General features: G+C 70.3%; 14 protein-coding genes. 5 read left to right on the forward strand and 9 right to left on the reverse strand.

Annotation, left to right across the window (positions count from 1 at the left end):
• From VGR06_RS23275 to VGR06_RS23305, 7 genes are all read right to left on the reverse strand, one after another.
• Positions 1-1,038 (reverse strand): DUF222 domain-containing protein (locus VGR06_RS23275; RefSeq protein ID WP_327561229.1); only part of this gene is annotated, 1,038 nt, incomplete at its 3' end.
• A 147-nt stretch (positions 1,039-1,185) separates the two neighbouring features.
• Positions 1,186-2,211: a LacI family DNA-binding transcriptional regulator gene (locus tag VGR06_RS23280; protein ID WP_327561230.1), complete on the reverse strand. Its 1,026-nt coding sequence runs from the start codon at positions 2,209-2,211 to the stop codon at positions 1,186-1,188.
• A 5-nt stretch (positions 2,212-2,216) separates the two neighbouring features.
• Positions 2,217-4,037, reverse strand: coding sequence for a GH39 family glycosyl hydrolase (locus tag VGR06_RS23285; protein ID WP_327561231.1), 1,821 nt, complete (start codon positions 4,035-4,037; stop codon positions 2,217-2,219).
• Positions 4,024-5,550, reverse strand: coding sequence for a glucoamylase family protein (locus tag VGR06_RS23290; protein ID WP_327561232.1), 1,527 nt, complete (start codon positions 5,548-5,550; stop codon positions 4,024-4,026). The genes VGR06_RS23285 and VGR06_RS23290 overlap by 14 nt, the downstream gene beginning before the upstream one ends.
• 8 nt (positions 5,551-5,558) lie before the next feature.
• The gene (locus tag VGR06_RS23295) at positions 5,559-6,401 is read right to left on the reverse strand and encodes a carbohydrate ABC transporter permease (protein WP_327561233.1); all 843 of its coding nucleotides are present in this window, start codon (positions 6,399-6,401) and stop codon (positions 5,559-5,561) included.
• Entirely contained in the window at positions 6,398-7,324 is a 927-nt protein-coding gene (locus tag VGR06_RS23300) for a sugar ABC transporter permease (RefSeq protein ID WP_327561234.1), read from the reverse strand. The genes VGR06_RS23295 and VGR06_RS23300 overlap by 4 nt, the downstream gene beginning before the upstream one ends.
• 8 nt (positions 7,325-7,332) lie before the next feature.
• Entirely contained in the window at positions 7,333-8,598 is a 1,266-nt protein-coding gene (locus VGR06_RS23305) for a sugar ABC transporter substrate-binding protein (protein ID WP_327561235.1), read from the reverse strand.
• 379 nt (positions 8,599-8,977) lie between these two features.
• Between VGR06_RS23305 and VGR06_RS23310 the strand changes: the two genes are divergently transcribed.
• On the forward strand, positions 8,978-9,142 hold the full coding sequence (locus tag VGR06_RS23310) for a hypothetical protein (RefSeq protein WP_327561236.1): 165 nt from the start codon (positions 8,978-8,980) through the stop codon (positions 9,140-9,142).
• 118 nt (positions 9,143-9,260) lie between these two features.
• Here the strand turns inward: VGR06_RS23310 and VGR06_RS23315 are convergent, their stop codons facing one another.
• Positions 9,261-9,686 (reverse strand): nuclear transport factor 2 family protein, encoded by a 426-nt coding sequence (locus VGR06_RS23315; RefSeq protein ID WP_327561237.1) that lies wholly within the window; start codon positions 9,684-9,686, stop codon positions 9,261-9,263.
• Between the two features lie 277 nt (positions 9,687-9,963).
• Between VGR06_RS23315 and VGR06_RS23320 the strand changes: the two genes are divergently transcribed.
• A complete protein-coding gene (locus VGR06_RS23320) occupies positions 9,964-12,969 on the forward strand; it encodes an AfsR/SARP family transcriptional regulator (RefSeq protein ID WP_327561238.1) in 3,006 nt (1,001 codons plus the stop codon).
• Positions 12,970-13,105: 136 nt separating this feature from the next.
• Here VGR06_RS23320 and VGR06_RS23325 read toward each other — a convergent pair whose 3' ends face one another.
• Positions 13,106-13,243 (reverse strand): hypothetical protein, encoded by a 138-nt coding sequence (locus tag VGR06_RS23325; RefSeq protein ID WP_327561239.1) that lies wholly within the window; start codon positions 13,241-13,243, stop codon positions 13,106-13,108.
• 550 nt (positions 13,244-13,793) lie between these two features.
• Here VGR06_RS23325 and VGR06_RS23330 point away from each other — a divergent pair.
• From VGR06_RS23330 to VGR06_RS23340, 3 genes are all read left to right on the forward strand, one after another.
• Entirely contained in the window at positions 13,794-16,910 is a 3,117-nt protein-coding gene (locus VGR06_RS23330) for a non-ribosomal peptide synthetase (protein WP_327561273.1), read from the forward strand.
• A 174-nt stretch (positions 16,911-17,084) separates the two neighbouring features.
• Positions 17,085-18,272, forward strand: coding sequence for a cytochrome P450 (locus VGR06_RS23335; protein ID WP_327561240.1), 1,188 nt, complete (start codon positions 17,085-17,087; stop codon positions 18,270-18,272).
• 16 nt (positions 18,273-18,288) lie between these two features.
• Positions 18,289-18,678, forward strand: coding sequence for an MmcQ/YjbR family DNA-binding protein (locus VGR06_RS23340; protein WP_327561241.1), 390 nt, complete (start codon positions 18,289-18,291; stop codon positions 18,676-18,678).
• Positions 18,679-18,708: the final 30 nt, after the last annotated feature.

Raw genomic sequence — 18,708 nt, forward strand, 5'->3', positions numbered from 1 at the left:
ATGGATCACGTGGTGGGCGTCGGTCCAGCGGGGTGGGAGGTGGCAGCTCGGGAAGGCGCATCCCCGGTCTCGGGCGATCAGCGCGCGGCGCTGGTGGGGTTTGACGAGGCGGTGTTTGCGGCCCAGGTCCAGCGGGACGGATTCGCCGTTGAGCACGATCGGGATGACGTCGGCGTCGCAGGCGTGCCGGCGGGCGGCTTCGGGACACAGGGGTGCGCCGCTGTCGAAGGTGGCGATCCCGGTGCCCTCGAGCAGGGTGTTGATGTCCAGGGTGATCGAGACCATGGCTTTGGAACCGCCTTGGGAGGGCACGTCGTTGGTTTTGGCGGCGAGGTGGACGATGTCGGTGAAGGCGTCGCCGTAGCGTTCGGCCTGCGAGCGCGGGTCCGGGACCCCGGGGATGGGGGACTGTGGCGCGCCCAATGCTATGAGCAGTCCTTCGAATTCTTCGGCGGCTTCGCTGTCGATGTCCAGGGTGGCGACCAGCCGGTTGTTGTGGGTGCGGCGGTAGCGCAGCGTGTTGGTCGGCTCGGCCAACTCCGTGGGTTCGGGTTCGCGGCCGTCCTGGTTGATCCGGTCCAGGACCTGCTGCCCGAACTTGCGCAACGCATCCGGGGACAGTTCGCGGGCTTGTTCGGCCAGGGTGGTCTCGATCAGTTCGCGATCTTCGAGGCGGGCGTCGTCGGGGAGGTTCTTGAGGACTTCGGCCACCACGTCGACGTGGTCGACATCCACCGCCCCCTCGCGGAGTGCCTCGCGCAGGGTGGGTAGCGGCGCCGGGGTCTCATGCCCGGTCGGCGTGACGGTGGGGGTGAGTTGCTGGGCCTGCGTCACCATCCGGCGCGCGGCACGCTGACTGACATGAAACGTGTCGCGCAGGAATGCCGCCAGGCTGGAATATCCCGCGGCTTTGGCGACCTGTTCCTGTTCCATTTCGGCGACGATATCAAGGCTGCGGGCCTGCAACCGTCGTATCTCGACGGTCACCTCGGCCAGGGCAGCAACGAGTTCCGGACCACGAGTGGTTTCGAAACTCATGCCGCTATTCTACCGGAGCACCTCGAGGTTTCGGCGTGCCGTGATTCACTCGTTCGGGTATAACACCATTTCCGGTTTGGGGTTCGGAGCGACCCGCAAAATGCGCCGCCCCAACCCACCCCAATAACCCCAAGCTGCGCACCTACGTCAAGTACACCCGCAACTGGCACGGACCTCCAACCGCGTCGGCAGCCGAAGGTCCTCGGGTTCGGCGGCGGGGTTGGCCAAGCGGCGTTCCAGGAGGGACACGGCGGCGGCGCCGAGGGGTTGCATGGGTTGCCGCACCGTGGTGAGCGGCGGCTGGACATGTCGCCCGACCCCGATCCCGTCGAACCCGACGACCGCAACATCGCGCGGAATACGAACGCCGCGTTCGCGCAGGGCGGTGATGACGCCGATGGCCATCTGGTCGTTGGCACACACGATGGCGTCGGGCAACTCCTCAATGTGCAGTGATTGTGCCACGATACGCCCGGTGTGCTGGGTGAAATCTCCGCGGAGGGGGTTATGGAATGGTAGTCCCGCGGCGGTGACGATCGTGCGGAACGCGTCCAACCGCTCCCCGCCGTCCGGTGAATCCGCCGGCCCGGCCAGGAACAGAAGCTCACGGTGGCCGTGCACGTCGATCAGGTGCCGGGTGAGTGCGGTGATCCCCCCGGCATTGTCCACCCGCACCTGATCCACCGTGGACGCATCGTCGTCCCGCCGGCCCGCAACCACCACCATGGGCAACCGTTTCAATCTTTGTATCACCGAGGTCGGCGCGGTCTGCCCCAACAGAACTATCCCATCGGAACGGCTGGCCAGTGACATCGCCAGTTCCAGCGTCGCTTCGGGATCCTGCACCGCTCCGATCAGGATGGCATATCCCCGGCCCCGCGCCGCTCGCTCCATTCCACGGACCACCTCGTCGGTGTACAACATCGCGTCGTCCCCGGCGTCGGTCTCCGGATCTCCCAGATCGGGGAAACACAACGCGAAAACCCGGGTCCGGCGTGACGTCAGTCCCCGGGCCGCGCCGTTGGGGAGGTAGCCGAGGTCCTGCATCGCCCGTTGTACCCGCTCGAGCGTGGCCGGGCTGAGCTTCGCGCCGCCGCTCAACGCCCGGGACACCGTCGCCGTGGACACGCCGGCTCGCCGCGCGACGTCGTGCACGGTCGGAGATCTGTCCACTTCCATCAGTTGCTGAGCTCGAGATAGGAGACACCGGGCATGGGCAGCTCGAAGCTTACGGCCACCGTGCTCCCGACCGTCACGGTGCGCGGCGGTAGCTCTTCGAGCACGTTCGCCGCGTGCAGGGTGTCCCACTGCGCCGCCGTCGGCCAGTCTCCGCCGCCAAGGCGTTCCCAAACCCGCTGCACGTTGGAATGGTCGCGGTCGATCCGGTAGTGCCGCACCCGGTACGCCGCCGGCGGCAGGCCATCCACCCGCAGCTCGACGGTCCGGGCCAGCGCGGCACTGCCCTGCGCGTCGTCCTGGTACAGGCCCAGGTTCCACACCAGCACCCCGACCGTGCCGTCCGGCGCCCGTGCCGACCACGCTTCGACGAGGCCGCCCGCGCCGTCGCCGGACAGTGAGACGGCCAACTCGTCGTCGCCCAGCCGCTCCGCCAGGGCCAGCGCCCAGTACCGGGGCTTCCGCAGGTTCCCCACGGTGAGCAAGCCGAAGCCGCCGTGGAACAACCGCGGCGGCCGGCCGAGCTCCTCGAAATGGTCGGAGAGCACCCAGTGTGCCAGCGCGTCGATCCGGCCGGCCGCGGACCGCATGCCCCGCAACAGGAACGCGGCCGCGAACGCGTCGTCGCCGACCGGGTTGAAATGGGTCGGCGTCGTTCCCCACTCCGTCCACAGTAGACGGAGGTCCGGGCGGCCGTGCCGTTCGGTGAGCGGGCGCAGGTCCAGCGGTGGGCTGCCGTAGGTGTGGGTGGACAGGAAGTCGATCGGCGCCCGCGACTCGTCCAGGTGGTCGAGCAGGTCGCTGATCCACCCGGCGGCCGCCGAGGCCGGACCGCCGACCGAGAGACCGGGGTCGACGTCCTTCACCGCTCGCGCGGTCACGTCGTACAGGTGGAAGTGCTCCTCCTTGGTTCCCGACCAGAACACCTCCAGGTTGGCCTCGTTCCACACCTCGAACGCCCAGTGCTCGCGCAGCTCGGCCAATCCGTACCGGGCCACCAGGTGCTGCACCAGCGCCCGGATCAGGTCCGCCCAGCGGTCCCAGTCCTTCGGCGGCGAGACGATGGCCCGGTACTGGAACACGGTCCTGGCCGGATCCCGGGCGAGGTCCCGGGGCATGTACGACAGCTCGACCACCGGCCGCATCCCTGACTCGCGGACAAGGTCGTAGACGCGGTCCACCCCGCTGAAGTCGTACACCGGCTTGCCGTCGACCTCCCGGTACACCCCGAGGTCGTCGCACAGGATGGCGTGCGCCCGCACGGCCGCGATGCCCAGTTCGCGGTGCGCCAGCCCGAGCGCCTCGGCGAGCTCCGCACCGATCGGGCGACCGCCGGTGGTGTCCGTGCACAGCAGGTGGCTCAGGTGCTCCGAGCCGATCATGGCCCGCCACGGCCGGTGCACCGGCCCGGTCACCTCATCTGCCCGCACGTGGATCCGCACCGGCCCCGGTTCGTCCACTGTGGACGCAGCGGCCACCGGCTCGCTGCGCCCACCCGGCACGTCCACGTCGGCGATCGCGGCCACCGCGTAGTGGTAGGTGCGGCCGGGCTCGCCGGTGGTGTCCGCGTACGGCGGATGCGGCACGGCCAGCACGTCCCCGCCCCGGTGGTCGATCACCGGGTACGGACCGTCCACAGTGTCCGCCCGCAGCACCAGATACCCGACCGCGCCGGGCACCGGCCGCCAGTCCAGCGTCACGTGCCCGCGGCCCGGCGACGCGGTCAACCCCTCCGGCGCCGGCAGCACCGCCGACCGGCGCTCACCGAGGCGCTTGCGCCCGATCCGCGCCAGCCAGTCCGCCCGCGCCTCAACCCCGGACATCCGACCAGTCCTCCATCGCGATCACCTGACGCAGCGCGGAAACCGGTCCCCGGGTGAACGCCTTCCGCAGCGTGTCACCGGTCAGCGCGTTCGACAACGCCGCCATCACCATGCCCTGGTCGAGCGCCAGGTACGCCTTCGACACCGCGCCGGTGGTCACGTTGATCGCGTCGTAGAACCCGCCGGGGCCGTAGGCGTCGAAGTCCCGCCGCAAGTTGTCCAAGTTGGACAGTGCGGCGGCCGGAGCGTAGCGCAGGGCCAGGAACGACGCGTGCGGCGTGACCACGCCTTCGCCGTAGGAGGCCGGTGGCGGTACCGGCGGCCGGCCCGGGCAGTCGCCGTAGCCGAAGTCCACCGGGGTGCGCTGCTCATCTGAGGTGTACCCGTTGGTGTCCATGCCGATCGCGTCCACGCCCCACTCGCGGTACCCGCCGGACGGGTTGTTGGACGGGGAGAATCCCCAGTACCCGTACTGCGCGTCGTGCAGCCCGTGGGCGATCTGCGCCTGGACGTAGAGCGGGTGGTTGCGGCCCCAGCTCCGCGGCCCCCATGTCTCCTCCGGCACCACCAGCGGCACCATGAGCGCCTCGAACATGCTGCCGCCCCACGTGGGTACCACGCGGACCCCTTGGTAGGCATAGGTTCCCTCGAACACCGGCACGCCGAGGTAGGTCGCGTCGTGGCCCACCGGCTGCTGCTCCTGCCAGGACCAGTCACACGTCGCCGGGAACGTCCGCCAGCCGGCGAAGTAGTGCGCGGCCGGGATCTGACCCATCGCGATGCCGATGTACGAAGCGATCCGCGGCTCGGTGTTGAACGATCCGTAGTGGTGGCAGGTGTACCAGACGTCCGGGCCCCGGCCGCGGTAGTTGCCGACCACCGAGCATCCGGGCGGCGCCTCGTCCCAGAACCCGCCGCGGATCAGCCCCGCCGGGAAGTCCGCCCCGCGCGCCGCCGGGTCGTAGTAGAACCCAAAGTCCATTGTGGACAGCAGGGAGCGGGCCTGCCCGGACACCGCGGGGAGGTCGTTGGCCACCATGAGCAGCCCGCTGGCCAGCCACCCGTTGTCCACACTGGACAGGAACGGGAACACCGTGCTGCCGTCCACCGGCCAGGTCCGCAGCACCTCGCCGGTCGCCGGGTCGTACCAGTTGTAGAACTGCCCGGACGCCGGGTGCCGGCGCAGCGTCGCCACCGTGGTCAGGGTCTGCTCCACCCGGCGCACGGCCTCGCCCGAGCTGATCAGCCCGACGTGCCGGGCGCCGACCGTGGACCACAGGTACATCCCGATGTTCGTCGGCGACGTGTACTTGGCCCGGGAGGCCGGATCCAGCGCGCCGTTGATGTTGTCGCTGGGCAGCCCGGTGCCCGGGTTGACCATGGCGGCCATCGAGTGCCAGGTGTCGGCGGCGTAGCGGGCCAGCGGGTTGCCTGGCGCGGCGGTCGCGGCGGCCGGCGCGGCGAGCGCGGCCACGATCGTGACGACGGCGGGCAGGCGGGCGATGCGTAACATCTCGGCTCCTACTTGAATCCGGTCATCGCAATGCCCTGCACGAAATACCGTTGCAGGACAACGAAAATCAGCAGCACGGGCAGCACGACCACGACCGCGCCGGCCATCAGCAGGCCGAACTTGGTGGAGTTCTGCCCGACGGAGTACAGGGCGAGCGCGACCGGCAGCGTGTACTTGTCCTCGGTCTGCGCCATCACCAGGGGGATCAGGAAGTTGTTCCAGGCGCCGAGGAACGTGACGATGGTCAGCGTGGCCAGCGCCGGCTTGGCCAGCGGAACGATGATGCGCAGGAAGATCTGCAGCTCGCCGGCGCCGTCGATGCGCGCCGAGTCGATGAGCTCGTCCGGCAGCTCGGAGATGTACTGCCGCATCAGGAAGACGCCGAGCGGTCCGGCCAGTGCCAGGATCGGCAGCACCAGGCCCGGATACGTGTTGACCAGCCCGAACTGGGCCACCAGCACGAACTGCGGCACGAACGTCACCATCGACGGGATCATCAGCGTGCCGATCACCAGCAGGAACAGCACCCGGCGCCCGGGGAACTCGATCTTCGCCAGGGCGTAGCCGAGCATCGAGCAGAGCGCCAGGTTCCCCAGCGTCACCGCGGCCGCGACGATCACCGAGTTGGTGAAGTAGGTCGGGAAGTCCAGCCCGGTGAAGATGGTCCGGAAGTTGTCCAGCGTCACGTTTTCCGGCAGCCACGTCGTGGGGACTCGGCGCAGCTCGCCCTCCGGCTTGAAGGCGCTGAGCACCATCCAGACGAACGGCCCGGCGAAGCCGACCAGCCCGATGGACAGCACCACATAGAGGAGTCCGCGGGCGGTGGGGGCGGGGCGGGGTGTCACAGTCATCGCGGCCTCAGCAACCGGAACCAGACCACGGTCAGCGCGACGATCACCACGAACAGCACGTAGCTCATGGCGCTCGCGTAGCCGTAGTTGCCGAACCCGAACTGGCTGTAGACATCCATGGACACCGACAGCGTCTTGTTCAGCGGGCCGCCGCGGGTCATCACGAACGGCTCCTCGATGAACTGCAGCTGGCCGATGCTGGTGATCACCACCGCGAACAGCATGGTGGGTCGCAGCATCGGCAGCGTGACGAAGCGGAACTGCGCCCACCGGCTCGCCCCGTCGATCTCCGCCGCCTCGTACACGTCCCGCGGGATCGCCTGCAGCCCGGCCAGGAACACCACCATCATGAAACCCATGCCGCGCCAGGCCGTCATGATGATGATCGACGGCATGGCGAACAGCGGATCGTCCAGCCAGTGCGGCCCGGCGATCCCGACTGTCCTCAGTAGACTGTTGACCACGCCGGTGTCCGGTTGCAGCAGGAACCGCCACACCACGGCCACCGCCACGATGCTGGTGACCACCGGCAGGTAGTAGCCGACCCGGAAGAACGTGCGCAGGCGGGTGATCCCGCGGTTCAGCGCGAGCGCCACGGCCAGCGCGGAGACGATCGTGAGCGGCACGCTGCCCAGCACGAACACCGCGGTGTTCATCAGCGACTGCACGAAGACCTCGTCGCCGAACAGCCGCACGTAGTTGTCCAGCCCGACGAAGTTCACGCCGAGCGGGTTGCGCAGGTCCGTGCCGCGCAGGTCGGTGAAGCTCATGGCCAGCGACGCGACCACCGGCCCGGCCATGAACGCGGCGAACAATGCCACGAACGGTAGCGCGAAACCCCACGCGACCAGGCCCCGCCGGGCCCGGAGGGACAGCACCCTCCGGGCCACGGGGCGGCGCACCGGGATCGCGTCGGCGACCATGACGCGGGCTAGAGGCCGGTGCCGATCGACGTCGCCTCGGACTGCATGGCCTTCGCCGCGTCCGCGGGGGTGGCGACGCCCTTGACGACCTGCTCCAGGTGGGTGTCGATGACCGTGGCGACCTGCTCCCAGGTGGCGATGGCCGGCGGCGACTTGGCGTCGTCGAGCTGCTCGCCGAACGTCTTGAGCAGCGGGTCACCGGAAAGTTTGGTGTCCTGCCAGGCGTTCTTCACCGACGGCAGGTCGCCGACCATGCCGTACCACTTCACCTGGACCTCGGGTTTGCTCAGGTACTGCACGAACTTCCAGGCGGTGTCCCGGTTCTTGGCATCCTTGAACACCGCGAGGTCGCCGCCGCCGACGAACGACGTGCGGTTGGCCTCCTTCGGCATCCGCGCCACCGACCACTTCCCGTCCAGCGCCGCGCCGCCCTGCTCCTTGATCAGTCCGATGTGCCAGGGCCCGGAGAAGAACGCGCCGAACGAGCCGTCCACGAAGCCCTGCTCCAGTTCGCCCGGCCGGAGCAGGGAGCTCGGCGTGACCTGCGCGTCGAAGAAGCTCTTGTAGTACTGCAGGGCCTTCACCATCTCCGGACTGTCCAAAGTGAACTTCTTGGCGTCGTCAGTGATGGAAGCGCCGGCCTGCCAGGCGAACGGCATGAACGTCTGCCAGGTGCCCTTCCCGCCGGCCTGCAGGTTCAGCCCCCACTTCGCGCCCGACTTGTCCTTCATGCCCTTGGCGAAGTCGGTCAGGTCGGCCCAGTTGCCCGGCGGTTGGACGCCCGCCTTGTCCGCAAGATCGGTCCGGTAGTAGAGCAGCCGCGTCTCCACGTACCACGGCACCCCGTAGCTCGTGCCGTTCACCACCGTGGTGTCCCACGCGCCGGTGTAGAACTGCTTCCCGTCGATCACCGACGGCGTCGGGTCCAGCGCCCCGGACTTGGCGAACTCCGCCATGTACGTGGTCCCGACCAGGCTCACGTCCGGCGTCTGCCGCCCCGCGATCGCCGTCGAGATCTTGTCGTGCGCCGCGTCCCACGGGATCGCCGTGATGTTGACCTTCGCCCCCGGGTTCGCCGCCTCGAAGTCCTGGGCCAGGCCGCCGAGCTTCTCGCCCTCGGTGCCCATCGCCCACACCGTGATCTCGCCCGTCGCCGCCCCCTCGCCGACGGGTTTCGCCCCCTCACCCCCCGAGGTGCCGGCATCCCGCCCACACCCGACCGCAGCGAAGATCGTCAACGCCCCGACAACGGCCCGCCACCGTCCACTCACCATCGAGCCACCTCCCGGAGGAATGTAACCGTTTACATTCCTCCGCCCTCTCCGCGATGTCAACCACCCCCCACCAAGATCCCCATCCCGTGGCCTCTTCACGGCAGCGTGATGTTCGGTGTGTTGGCCCCTGGCGTCGCTATGTTGGCCCGGGGCGTCGCTGCGTTGGCGTGTGGCGTCGTCGTGTGGTGGCCGAGTGTGCGCCGGGGTTGCCGTCAGCGGCGTCAGGCGGTGTCGTCATCAGCCAGCACACCCACGCCAGAGGCCAACACGGCGACGTGGCGCGCCAACATGGCGACGTGGGACGCCAACATGGTGACGACTCGTCGGCTTCGAGCAGCCCGATCAGGTAGGGCCGGGACACGGTGAGCAGGTCAGCGGCTTGCTGGGTGGTCAGCTCTGCGTGCGCCGGGACGACGGACACCCCCTGGCCCGCGGCCATGTAGGCCAGGATTCGGGCGAGCAGCTCGACGGCACCTCGGGGGAGGATGAGCTCTTCGTTGTCATCCTCGACGAGCAGGCGGACCTGGCGTGGCCCATCGGGTGACGAGCGAGGTAGGTCGTCACCCGTTCCACGGCTACATCAACTGTGGTGACGTCCTCGTCACCCGGCTGTCCCACGCCTTCCGGGCAGAACATAGGCGACAAACGTCAGGCGCAGGACACTAGTCGGCGGAGCACAGGGAGGAGCCGGGGGAGAACAGGAAAGTGGTGCGGTCCACCAGCAGGCCGTTGTCGGCGACGGTGAAGACGTCGACGAAGGGAAGGTCGGACTCGGCGGGGCCGGCGTGCCGGCGGTGGGTGAGGAGGCCCAGCGCGGCGACCTTGCGGCCGGAGCCGAACACCTCGTAGATGGAATGGCGGACGGAGCGGGTGGCCCGGCGGGCCCGTTCCACCCGTTCGAGCTCCTGGCGACCGGTGACCGGGCGGCGGCCGGGCTGGCGCACCACGGCCTGCTCGGCGAACAGCGAGCAGTAGGCGTCCAGGTCGCCGTCGTTGAGGTAGCAGTAGCTGAGCCGAACGTGGTCCATGCCGACCGAGGTCAGAAGGTTGTCGGACCGCGGTGTCACGGGCGAGTGCTCGTTGTTCATCGAGGGAACCTTCACTCCGGATGCGGGTTCCGTCCCGGCTGCCCAGGGCCGCCCTCGGTGGCGTGCTCCTCGGTGGAACCCGATTGGTCACAGCGTGACTCCACCCGGCATCGGCGCGTTATGGCGGCGCTATCGTCCTCGCGAAGCCTTATTTCGGCGGTCCGATCGCAGATTGGGGCCTAGTGCCCCTTACCCCGGTCTTGCGGTGGCGGGATAATTCGCGCACGAGGGGGTCGTGCTGGCAGGCCGGCCCTGTTGGTAGGCGGAGGTCTGCGAAGTGGACGAGACGAGGTCCGCGGAGTCCGCGGACCGCTCGGTCAGCGGCGTGCGGTTCAAGATCCTCGGTCCGATCGAGGTGACCAGTGGGGACGTGCCCGTTCGGATTCCGCCCGGCCGGCAGCCGATCATTCTCGGCGCGCTGCTGCTCGAACCGAACCGCGTGGTCAGCATCGACCGGCTGATCGACGTGGTGTGGCCGGACGACCCGCCGGCGACGGCCCGCAGCCAGGTGCAGATCTGCGTTTCGGCGCTGCGCCACATGTTCACCGGCCTCGGGATCGAGCAGCCGATCGTGACCCGCCCGCCGGGTTACCTGTTGCGGGTGGCCGACGGCCAGATCGACAGCCAGACGTTCACCAAGCTCGCGGCCGAGGCCGCGGCCGCGCAGAAGGAAGGGCAGCTCGAGGAGGCCGTGGCCCTGTTCCGGCGGGGCCTGGCCCTGTGGCGGGGCCGGGCGCTGGGCGGCGGGGAGGGGTCGGTGCTGCGCAGCGCGGCGGTGCGGCTGGATGAGGCCAAGCTCGCCGCCCTGGAGACGTGCATCGATCTGGAGCTCAAGCTCGGCCGGGAGCAGGCGCTGATCGGTGAGCTGGGCAGCCTGGTCGCCGAGTATCCGTTGCAGGAGCGGCTGCGGGCGCAGCTGATGCTGGCGCTGTACCGGGCGGGCAGGCCGGCCGAGGCGTTGGAGGTCTACCAGGCCGGCCGCAAGATCCTGGTGGAGGAGCTCGGCCTGGAGCCGAGCGAGGAACTGCGCAACCTCGAGGCCAAGATCCTCGCCGAGGACCCCACGCTGCAGCCGGAGCCGCGGGAGGAGGCGCGCAACGTCGAGACGCGCCCGCAGGTCGGGCCGCGCCAGCTGCCGGCGGACATCGTCGACTTCACCAACCGGACCACGCTGATCGAGCAGGCCGAAGCGGCGGTGCTGGGTGACGGGTCGGCGGAGGACGACTCGGCGGTGCGCGTCGCGGTGATCGCCGGGAAGGCCGGCATCGGCAAGTCCGCGCTGGCCATCCACGTGGCGCACCGGGTGGCGACCAAGCGGTTCCCGGACGGCCAGCTGTACTGCCAGCTCGGTGGCACCCAGCGCAAACCGGTCACGCCGTCGGAGGTGCTCGGCCGGTTCCTGCGCGCGCTGGGCATGCCCGGCTCGGCGATCCCGGACGAGGTCGACGAGCGCGCGGAGATGTACCGCAGCCTGCTGGCCGACCGGAAGCTGCTGGTGGTGCTGGACGACGTGGCGACCGTGCGGCAGGTGACGCCGCTGCTGCCGGGCAGCGGGAGCTGTGCGGTGATCCTGACCAGCCGGATGCGGCTGACCGAGATCGCCGGCGCCCGGGTGCTGGATGTCAGCCTGCTGCAGCCGGATCACTCGATGGACCTGCTGGGCAAGGTGATCGGGGACAAGCGGGTGGCCGGCGAGTCCACCGCGGCGACCGCGCTGGTACGCATGGTCGGCGGGCTGCCGCTGGCGCTGCGGATCGTGGCGGCCCGGCTGGCGGCCCGGCCGCACTGGTCGCTGGCCTCGATGGTGGGCCGGCTGGCCGACGAGCGCCGGCGGCTCGACGAGCTCTCGCACGGCGACATGATGGTGCGGGCCAGCCTGCTGCTCACCTACGAGGGCCTGGACCCGCGCGCGGCCCGGCTGTTCCGGCTGCTGGGCTCGCTTCCGCCGGGCACGTTCCCCGGCTGGGTGGCCGCGGCGCTGCTGGACGAGGACCCGATCGAGGCGGCCGACCTGCTCGAGCAGCTGGTCGACATGCAGATGCTCGACGTCACCGGGCCCGACCTGGACGGCCTGCCGCGCTACGGCTTCCACGCGATCATCCGGCTGTTCGCCCGGGAGCAGCTGGCCCGGGAGAGCCGGGAGGTCCGGCAGGAGACCATGGCCCGGATGCTGGGTGGGTGGCTGGCCCGGGCCGAGCGGGCGCACCGCGAGCTCTACGGCGGCGAGTACGCGATCCTGCGCGGGAACGCCCTGCGCTGGTGGCCGGCCGCCGGGGACGACCCGGGTGCGCTGCCGGTCGACCCGCAGCGCTACCTGGAAGCCGAGAGCGTCAACCTCATTGCCGCGGTCGGGCAGGCCGCCGACGAGGGCTTCGACGAGCTGGCCTGGGAGCTGGCCGTCCACCTGGTGTCGCTGTTCGTGGTGGGCGGCTACGTCGACGAGTGGCAGCACACCCACGACCGGGCGCTCGAGGTGGTGCGGTCGGCCCGCAACCGGCGGGGCGAGGCCGCGCTGCTGGTCTCGCTCGGCGAGCTGTACCTGACCCGGGGCCGCTACGCCGCGGCCCGGGCGGTGCTCACCCCCGCCCAGGAGTTGTTCGTCGAGCTGGGCGACGCGCACGGGTTGGCGCTGGCCCGGCGAAACCTGGCCCACATCGAGTACAACGAGGGGTCGGTGGAACTTGCCTTCGACGGGTACTCCGCCGCGCTCGAGGGGTTCCGGCAGGTCGGCTCCATGGCCGGCCAGGCGCATGTGCTGAGCAAGCTGGCGGTGATCTCCGCCGACCAGGGCAACGACGACCGGGCCACCGACCAGCTCGGCGAGGCACTGGAGATCTGCCGCGAGTCCGGCAACCGGCGGATCGAGGGGCAGGTGCTGTACAAGATGGGCCAGGTGCTGCTGCGCCAGCGCCGGCTCGAGGAGGCCGACCTGGTGCTCGGCGCGGCGCTGGAGCTCGTCCGGGCCAACCATGAGCTGGTCGGCGAGGGCTACGTGCTGTACGCCCTGGGCCTGACCCAGGCCAAGCTCGGCCGCCGGGCGGAGGCCCGGGAGTCGCTGCGGCAGGCCGTCGAGCTGCGCGAGCGCATTCTGGACCATGTGGGCGCGGCGAAGATCCGGGTGGATCTGGCGCCGCTGCTGGACGACTACGACGAGCCCGGCGCGGTGGCGGACCTGGTCGAGCAGCCCAGGCTCGCCCGCGGCGAGCGCAGGGTGGCCGGGGCGGCGAGCGAGGTTCGGCGGGCGTTGGAGTCGTTCACCGACCCGGAGCACGTGACGAATTAGTTCCATACTATTTCTCGTCACGATTTTCGCGGCACGACCTGAATGCCGCATTCACCATTCCGGTGGAATGGATAAGCGGCTCCAGGTCGGACGTTCGTCAGTGGATCATCATGGGCGTGTGTCCCCGGATCTCGGACTAGTCCCACGGGAAGTCGGACGGGGCGGCAATGGTGGTCGAGCCGCTCGAGGGGGCCGCGGCGGTGGCGGCGACCGCGCCGGTGACCACGGCAGCGGCGGCGACGAGGGCGACGGTGATGGCGCGAATGGTGAACATGGGGCGCACTCCTGATTCTGATGGCGCTCTTGGGAATCTCGTTTGAACGCCCTGGAGGATTTGTCGCCCCTGACGTTAGGAAGGGTGCGCATTGTCCCTATATCGCCGCGCTTCTCCGTTGCCTATCGTGCCGCGCACGCCGCGATGGACCCGCGATAGCGCCGCGATAGCGAGTGGGAGAAGGGTACGCGCGGGGCTCTGACCAGGCTCGATGGACTTGAAGGAGGGTTGGAAATGGAACGCGCCTGCCAATCGACGATCGATGAAAGGGTAGGTCTTTTCAGCCCTCGCCTCGAATGTTTGACCGAAACTGCCGGCTACCCGCAATGCGGGCGGGCGGCGCCTCGTCACTCGGGGCCAGCTTGCTGATCGCCACGCGATGGTCGCGGTCACCCCACCGGCCGCGACGCCAGACACCTCCTCGTCCACGAGAACTTCCCCTGTCCCGCACCGATGACGTGATGAGGCGAGTCCCATGATCAACAATCCGCTCGGCGACGGCGCCCACGAGCCCGTGACGGACTCTTGAAGGCATAGGGAGGCCGCCGTGATGCCGTTGTCCGCCGCCCAGCGACGCCTGTGGTATCTCAACCAGTTGGGCCAGGACGGGCCCTACCACACTCCGCTCGCCCTCCGGATGGACGGGCCGCTGGACGTGTCCGCGCTGCGGGCCGCGGTGGTCGACGTGATCGACCGGCATCAGGCGCTGCGCACGGTGTACCCCGCCCAGACCGGCGAGCCCGGCCAGCAGGTGCTCGAGCCCGGTGCGGCGCCGGCCGGGTTCCACCCCGCCGCGTGCCCCGCCGACGAGCTCGACGTCGCCATCGGCAAGGCCAACCGGCAGCCCATCGACATCACCACCGAGCCGCCCGTGCACGCCTGGCTCTACGAGGTCGAGCCGGGGAAGCGGCACGTGCTGCTCGTGGTGATGCACCAGATCGCCGGCGACGCCTGGTCGGCCGAGCCGTTCCTGCGTGACCTCGGCACCGCGTACGCGGCCCGCCGCGCCCGGCGCACGCCGCGGTTCGAGCCGATCTCCGTCGAGTACCTCGACTACTGCCGCTGGCGCTCGGAGCTGCAGGGCAGCGCCGACGACCCGGGCAGCGTGCGGTCGGCCCAGCTGCGCTACTGGACCGCGGCGCTGGCCGGGCTGCCGGAGGAGATCACCCTGCCGGCCGACCGGCCCCGGCCGGCCGAGCCGTGCCACCGCGGCGACGTGGTGCGTTTCGTCGTGCCCGCCGGTCTGCACGCCCGGCTCACCGAGCTCGCCGCGGACACCCGCACGACGCTGCTCATGGTGCTGCAGGCGGGCCTGGCCGTGCTGCTGTCCCGGCTCGGCGCCGGCACCGACATCCCGATCGGATCGACGGTCTCCGGCCGGCCGGACACCGCGACCGGCGAGCTGGTCGGGGCGTTCGCCAACACCCTGGTGCTGCGTACCGACACGTCCGGGGACCCGACGTTCCGGGAGCTGCTCGCCCGGGTCCGGGACACCGACCTGGCCGCGTTCGCCAACCGGGACGTGCCGTTCGAGCGGGTGCTCGAGGCGGTCGGACCGACCCGCTCGCCGGCCCGGCACCCGCTCTTCCAGGTGCTGCTGACGCTGCACGACGCCCTCGCCGCGCTGCCGGTGTTCCCCGGTCTGGAGGTCAGCCGGTATCCGGTCCCCACCCGCACCGCCCGGGTCGATCTGGTGGCCAGCTTCACCCAGACCCGGGACACCGCGGGCCGGCCCGGCGGGCTGCACGCCGCGCTGGAGTACGAGGTGGGGCTGTTCGACCGGGACACCGTGGCGGCGCTGGCGACCCGCCTGGTTCGGCTGCTCGACGTGGCGGCGGCCGGGCCGGACACCCCCATCGGCGCGATCGACCTGCTGGACGAGTCCGAGCGGCACACCGTGCTGGTCGACTGGAACGACACGGCGCGGCCGGTCTCCGACCGCCGGTGCCTGCACGAGCTGTTCGAGGACCAGGTGGAGCGCAGCCCGGACGCCACCGCGCTGATCTTCAACGACTCGGAGGTGAGCTACGCCGACCTCAACGCCAAGGCCAACCAGCTCGCCCGCTACCTGATCCGGCACGGCGTGCGGCGCGGGCAGCTCGTCGGGATCTACCTGGACCGCTCACCGATCCTCGTCGCCGCGGTGCTCGCCGTGCTCAAGGTCGGCGGCACCTACGTCATGCTCGACCCGAAGCTGCCGGCCGAGCACCTGCTGGCGGCGCTGGAGGAGACGGCGCCGGCCACGGTGATCACCATCGGCGGCCGCTCGGCCCGGCTGGCCGCGGCGAAGGTGGACCTGCTGCGGCTGGACGTGGCGATGGTCGGCCGGATCGCGCACGAGGCCGAGGACAACCTGTCCGCGCCGGGCGATCCGGACGAGCCGGCCTGCGTGCTGTTCACCGCCACCCGGTCGCGGGCGGTCATCGCCTCGCACCGCGCTCTGGTGAGCACCTTTCTCGGCCGGCGCTACCTGCGCTGCGCGCCGGACGAGGTGTTCCTGCAGTGCTCGCCGGTGTCGGCGGCCAGCTTCGCGCTGGAGGTGTTCGGGGCGTTGCTGTTCGGCGGCGCCGTCGTGCTGCAACCGGGTCACCAGGCGGAACCGTCGGCCATGGCCCGGCTGGTGGCCCGGCACGAGGTCACCACGCTCGTGCTGCCGGCGCGGCTGTTCGAGCTGCTGGTCGACGAGTACCCCGGGGTGTTCCGGGTGGCGCGGCAGGTGTTGACGTTCGGTGAGCCGGCGTCGGTGAGCCACGTGCTCAAGGCGTTGCGCGAATTCCCCGGGCTGCACCTGCTCAACGCCTACGGTGCGGCGGAAACCCTGGGCCTGGCCACGATTCTGCCGGTCGCCGAGCCGGACGTGATCGCGGCCACGACCGTCCCGATTGGACGGCCGGTGGCGGCGAACCGGGCGTTCGTCCTGGATTCGGCGCTGCGGCCGGTGCCCACCGGAGTGGTCGGCGAGCTGTACCTGGGCGGGGCGGGGCTGGCTTCGGGTTACCTGGGGTGCCCGGACCTCACCGCGGCCCGGTTCGTGGCGAATCCCTTCGGCGGGCACGGGGAACGCCTGTGGCGGACCGGTGACCTGGCGCGCTGGCGGCGGGGCGGGGTGCTGGAGCTGGTGGGCCGGGAGGCGGACCAGGTCCGGGTGCGCGGGTTCGCGGTGCACCCCGCCGTGATCGAGTCGGCGCTCGCCGCGCACCCCACGGTGGCCCAGGCGGTGGTGGTGGTGCGGGCGGACCGGGTGGTCGCCTACGTGGTCGCGGCGGACGGCCGGCAGGTGTCGGTCGGCGCGCTACGCGAGTACCTGAGCGGGTCGCTGCCCGAGCCGATCATCCCGGCGTTCATCGACACGCTGGACGCGCTTCCGTTGACCGTCAACGGAAAGCTGGACCGCTCGGCGTTGCCCGCGCTGAACTTCGCCAGCCCGACGGCCGGGCGCCCGCCGCGCACGCCGCAGGAGAAGACGATGTGCGAGCTGTTCTGCGACGTCCTCGGGCTGCCCGAGGTCGGCATCGACGACAGTTTTCTTGACCTGGGCGGGCATTCCCTCCTCGCCACCCGCCTCATCGGTCGCATCCGCTCCACCTTCGGAGCGGAGCTCAATATCCGGACAGTGTTCGAGAGCCCAACGGTCGCCGGGCTGATCGAGCGTCTGGCCGGAGAATGAGCTGGGGGTGGCCGCCGTCCTACTGGGTCAGGGCGGTGGTCACCCTCAGCCCCTCGTTACGGGGAAGCAACGTGACGTTCCTTTCCAACCAGGGAGGCAACGTGACGTTGCTTTCCTTCTAGCGCAGCAACGTGACGTTGCTTTCCCCATGCGCGAGCGCGCAAGCTGAACGGCATGTCCGATCCTCCGGTCTTTCCGTTCAACACGCCACCCCATCTGGACGCCGAGCCGAAGCTGGGTTGGCTCCGGCGCTGGGATCCGGTGCCGCGGGTGCGGCTGGCGCCGGGTGGGGAGGCGGTGCTGGTGACGCGGTACGAGGATCTCCGAAAGGTTTATGCCGATCCGGTGTTCAGCCGGGCGGAGGCGGCGCGGCCGGGAATGCCGGCGCTGCGGCCGGCGCGGCAGAACCCGCATTTGCTGGTCAGCATGGATCCGCCGGAACATACCCGGGTCCGCCGGCTGGTGGCCGGGGCGTTCAGCAGGTGTGGCGTGGAATCGATGCGGCCGCGGGTGCAGCGGGTCGCCGACGAGCTGATCGACGCGATGATGACGGCCGGCCCGCCGGTGGACTTCGTCGAGGCGTTCGCCGCGCCGCTGCCGGCGATCGTGATCTCCGACCTGGTCGGCGCGCCCAGCGCGGACCACCCGCGGCTGCGGGAATGGATGGACACCGCGCTGTCGATCACCGCGCGCACCGCGGCCGAGGTGCGTTCCGCCGGTGAGCAGCTCGCCGGCTACCTGACCCGGCTGATCGCCGCCCGCCGCGCCGAGCCGGCCGACGACCTGCTCACCGCGCTGATCGAGGCGCGTGACGCGGGCGACCGGCTCAGCGAGCAGGAGCTGATGTTCACCACGTACATCATGCTGATCGCCGGCTACGAGACCACCGCCGGCGTGCTCGCCAACTCGCTGCTCACCCTGCACCGCCACCCCGACCAGTACGCGCTGCTGCGCGACAAGCCGGACCTCATTCCGGACGCGGTCGAGGAGATCCTGCGCTACGTGCCGATCAGCAAGGCCAGCATGGAGCGCTTCGCCACCGCGGACGTGGAGCTGTCCGGCCGCTGCGTGCCGGCCGGTACCACGGTGATTCCCTTGCAATACTCGGGAAACCGCGACGAGGCGCTCACCGCCGACCCGGACCGCTTCGACGTCACCCGCACCCCGGTCCCGCACCTGGCGTTCGGCCACGGTGTGCACTACTGCCTCGGCGCCCAGCTCGCCCGGCTCGAGCTGCAGACCGCCTACGTCACGCTGTTCCGCCGCCTGCCCGACCTGCGTCCGGCGTTGCGCGCGACCGAGGTGTCCTGGAAGGAGGGCCTGATCACCCGCGGTCCGGTCACCTTGCCGGTGGTGTGGTGAGTATTAAGCTCCCCGCATGGCCACCTGGGACGATGTCCGCCGGCTCGCGCTGGCGCTGCCGGAGACCAGTGAGCGCACCAGCTACGGCACCGCGGCGTGGGCGGTGAAGGACAAGGGCTTCGTCTGGGAACGCCCGCTGCGCAAGAGCGACGTCGCGGCCCTCGGCCCGGCGGCTCCGGACGGCCCCATCCTGGCTGCCCGCACCCCGGACGAGGGCGTCAAGTTCGCCCTCGTCGCAGACGACCCCGGGGTGTACTTCACTACCCCGCACTTCGACGGGTACCCGGCGATTCTGGTGCGGCTGGAGGAGATCGCGGTGCCCGAGTTGGAGGAGCTGATCACCGAGGCGTGGTTGTGCCGGGCGCCGAAGCGGCTGGCCAAGGAGTTCCTGGGGGAGATGCCCTGAAGGTGACCTTCGGGGCGTTCAACGTCCCGA

The sequence above is a fragment of the Actinophytocola sp. genome, from assembly GCF_036002505.1.
GTDB lineage: Bacteria > Actinomycetota > Actinomycetes > Mycobacteriales > Pseudonocardiaceae > DASYTH01.

What these genes read in the sequence shown, in the direction of transcription:
- VGR06_RS23305 (WP_327561235.1), bottom strand. Translation starts at nt 8,598, where the DNA reads ATGGTGAGTGGACGGTGGCGGGCCGTTGTCGGGGCGTTGACGATCTTC.
- VGR06_RS23340 (WP_327561241.1), top strand. Translation starts at nt 18,289, where the DNA reads ATGGCCACCTGGGACGATGTCCGCCGGCTCGCGCTGGCGCTGCCGGAG.
- VGR06_RS23325 (WP_327561239.1), bottom strand. Translation starts at nt 13,243, where the DNA reads ATGTTCACCATTCGCGCCATCACCGTCGCCCTCGTCGCCGCCGCTGCC.
- VGR06_RS23290 (WP_327561232.1), bottom strand. Translation starts at nt 5,550, where the DNA reads ATGTTACGCATCGCCCGCCTGCCCGCCGTCGTCACGATCGTGGCCGCG.
- VGR06_RS23315 (WP_327561237.1), bottom strand. Translation starts at nt 9,686, where the DNA reads ATGAACAACGAGCACTCGCCCGTGACACCGCGGTCCGACAACCTTCTG.
- VGR06_RS23335 (WP_327561240.1), top strand. Translation starts at nt 17,085, where the DNA reads ATGTCCGATCCTCCGGTCTTTCCGTTCAACACGCCACCCCATCTGGAC.
- VGR06_RS23295 (WP_327561233.1), bottom strand. Translation starts at nt 6,401, where the DNA reads ATGACTGTGACACCCCGCCCCGCCCCCACCGCCCGCGGACTCCTCTAT.
- VGR06_RS23285 (WP_327561231.1), bottom strand. Translation starts at nt 4,037, where the DNA reads ATGTCCGGGGTTGAGGCGCGGGCGGACTGGCTGGCGCGGATCGGGCGC.
- VGR06_RS23300 (WP_327561234.1), bottom strand. Translation starts at nt 7,324, where the DNA reads ATGGTCGCCGACGCGATCCCGGTGCGCCGCCCCGTGGCCCGGAGGGTG.
- VGR06_RS23330 (WP_327561273.1), top strand. Translation starts at nt 13,794, where the DNA reads ATGCCGTTGTCCGCCGCCCAGCGACGCCTGTGGTATCTCAACCAGTTG.